Origin of the sequence: Streptomyces sp. NRRL WC-3605, from assembly GCF_001509795.1 — a bacterium.
Taxonomy (GTDB): domain Bacteria; phylum Actinomycetota; class Actinomycetes; order Streptomycetales; family Streptomycetaceae; genus Streptomyces; species Streptomyces viridochromogenes.
On record NZ_LLZN01000044.1, the window covers coordinates 1 to 3064 of the forward strand.

General features: G+C 71.3%; 1 protein-coding gene. It reads right to left on the reverse strand.

The features are described 5' to 3' along the window. Nucleotides 1-3051: hypothetical protein (locus ADL34_RS10135; protein WP_159038907.1), on the reverse strand; the 3051-nt coding region annotated here is incomplete at its 3' end. Between the last annotated feature and the right edge of the window lie 13 nt (nt 3052-3064).

A 3064-nucleotide genomic window follows, 5' to 3' on the forward strand; every position in this document is an offset into this window, starting at 1 on the left:
CAGCATCCCCATGATGTGGCCGATGTCGTACTTCTCGAAGTAGTAGCTCGCGAGATTGATGTCCACCCCGGCCTCGCCCCGGTCGATCACGTCGGCCGGCGTCTCCGTGGTGCGGACGCGGAGGGTGACGCGGCAGGGGCGGCCGCCGACGTACTCCCGGATCGTGTCGTGCCTGCGCAGCAGGTCCATGATCCGGACGGCCTTGGTGAGGTACCGGTCGTCGGTGAACCTCAGATTGGTGAACGTGAAGTTTCCTGAGGAGAACGGCACGTAGGCGGGCTCTGCCGAGGTGTTCGAGTCCTGCTGCATCCGCGCCGGTACCCCGTCGGCGGCCGCGGAGTCGGCCTCCTGCCCGGGCAGGGAGACCGGGTCCACCCAGACCGACGTGTGCGGGACGGGTACGGTCGCGGCACGGGCCGCGTCCCAGGTCGGCGGGGTGTCCGTCGCCGGGGCGGGCGTGACGTCCCCGATGAGGGCGCCGAGCAGGGCCAGGTGCCGCTCACGGAGGCCGCCGACGGCGAGTGAGGAGTCCTCGGGGGCTTCGTTCGGGGCGCCCAGCAGGCTGCCCGGCACGTGCGGGCGGTGGGGGGACGCCGCGTCGCGGTACTCGTCGCGCAGGCCCAGCTGGTGGCTGAGCTCGTGGACGAACTGGACGGGGTCGGCGTCGGCCCACCATGTGTTCCGGTCCATCACCCGGTCCCGGCCCACCAGGTCCACCGTCAACTGCGGGTTCTCGGACGGGTCCACGTGCTCGACGGTCACGTGCAGACGGTCACCGTTCGGCAGTCGGTGGGCGGGGGCGTTCAGGAACTCGCGCACGCCGGCCTCGAGCCGTTCGCGTACCCGCGCGGCCTGGTCCTCGGGGCCCCGGATCGCCAGGCGCACGGTGAGATCGGTGACCGGCTCGCCCTCGTGCGAGAAGCGGCGGGCGTCGAAGCCGGCCCGCACCACGAAGCGTGGACGGCCGTCGCGCGGGCGGGGTGCGACCGCGGGGGTCCGCTGCGGTGGCACGTCCGTGCCCTGCGGCAGCCGGGGCCGCGCCTCGTCCCCGGTCAAGGGCCGCTGGATGCTGTCGCCGCGGTTGTTCGTCGCCAGGCTGGTGGCGAGCTGGGCGAAGTCGCGTACGACGCCGAACAGTCCCTTGTCGGCGGGCAGGAGGGCGCGGACGGGGCTGTCCTCGGGCATGCGCTGGGCGAGCAGTGCCTTGTACGCGTTGTAGACCTTGGCGGTGTTGCCGGGCTCCTTGGCGGCGTTCATCCGGTAGTCGCTGGTGATCGCGATGGACGCGACGTCCATGAGGTAGCAGTCGATGAGGTCCGTGACGTCCTTGGGCTTCGCACCCTCCACGCCGTCCCGCGCGGCCCGGGCCAGCAGGTCGGCCATCGTCAGGACGATGTCGCGGTAGATCCCGTGGCGGGTGCTGCTGGGGAAGGCGGCCATGATGTGGTCGGCCTGGCCCGCGCTGTCGGTGTTCATGGTGCGCGGAGTCCTCAGGTCGGCCAGCCCGGGCACCGGAAGCGGGATGCCGCGGAACATCGCCTCCTCGTCCGGGATGTCCCGGTTGCGGGAGGCGAGGGGGTGCAGACCGATCTCGTGGGCCAGCATTCCCATGACGTAGCCGATGTCGTACTTCTCGAAGTAGTAGCTCGCGAGGTTGATCTGCACGCCGTCGTCGCCCAGGTCGCGCACGTCGGCGGGGGTTTCCGTGGTGCGCAGGTGCAGGGTGATGCGGCAGGGGCGCCCGCCGATGTAGTCCCGGATCGTCGGGTGGTCCCCGAGCAGTTCGATGATGCGCACGGCCTTGTCGCGGTACCGCTCGTCCGTGTGCTTCAGGTTGGTGAACTCGAAGTTGCCGGACTTGAAGGGCGTGAGCGTGCCGTCCTGCGGCATGCGGGCCGGAACCTTGGCCGATCCGGTCCGGGGCAGGGAGACCGGGTCGACCCAGACCGACCGGCGGGTGACCGGTGGGGTGCCGGTACGGGCCTCGTCCCAGGTCTGCTCCTCTGCTTCGGGGTGCGGGGTCGGGCCGACGGGTCCGATGAGCGCGCCGAGCAGGGCCAGGTGCCGTCCTCGGAGGCCGGCGGGGGTGAGGGACGGGTCGTCGGGCCGTTCGTCCAGTGCGCCGAGGAGGCTGCCGGGGATGTGGGGGCGGTGCGGGGAGTCGGCGTCCCGGTACTCGTCGCGCAGGCCCAGCTGGTGGCTGAGTTCGTGGACGAGGTGGACCGGTTCGGCGTCGGCCCACCAGGTGTTCTGGTCCATCACCCGGTCCCGGCCCACCAGGTCCACGGTCAGGTGCGGCGAGTCCTCCGGCCGGACGAGCTCGACGGTGACGTGCAGCCGGTCCCCGTTGGGGAGCCGGTGCCCGGGGTTGTTCAGGAACTCGTGCACGCCCGCGGTGAGCCGGTCGTACACCTGGGCCGTCTGTGCGTCGGTGCCGCGCAGGGCGACGCGGACGGTGAGGTCGGTGACCGGTTCGCCGTCGTAGGAGAAGCGGCGTGCGTCGAAGCCGGAACGCACGACGAAGCGGGGGCGGTTGTCGCGTCGTCCCGATGGTGCACCGGTCGGCGGCGGGGCCGTGCCGGTGCCTGCCTGGGGAAGGCGCGGGCGGGCTTCGTCGGCGGTGGGGGCGCCTGTGGTCTGGATGCTGTCGCCCTGGTTGTTGAACGTGAAGCTGGTGCCGAGACCGAGGAAGTTGCCGGTGACGTTGTACCAGCTCTTGTTCGCGGGCAGCAGCGGCCGGACGGGGCTGTCGTCGGGCAGCTGCGCGACGAACATCTCCTTGTAGGCGTTGTAGACCTTCGCCGTGTAGCGGGGCTCCCAGGCCGCTTCCTTGCGGCGGTCGTTGGTGACCGCGATGGTCGCCAGGTCCATGAGGTAGGTGTCGATCAGGTCGGTGACGTCCTTGGCCTTCGCACCCTCCTCCCCCGCCCGGACGTCGTGGGCCAGCATGCCCGCCATCCCCACCACGATGTCGCGGTAGACGCGGTGGCGGGTGCTGCTGGGGAACGCGGCCATGATGTGGTCGGCCTGGCCGGCGCCCTCGGTGCTCATCGTGCGCGGTGTC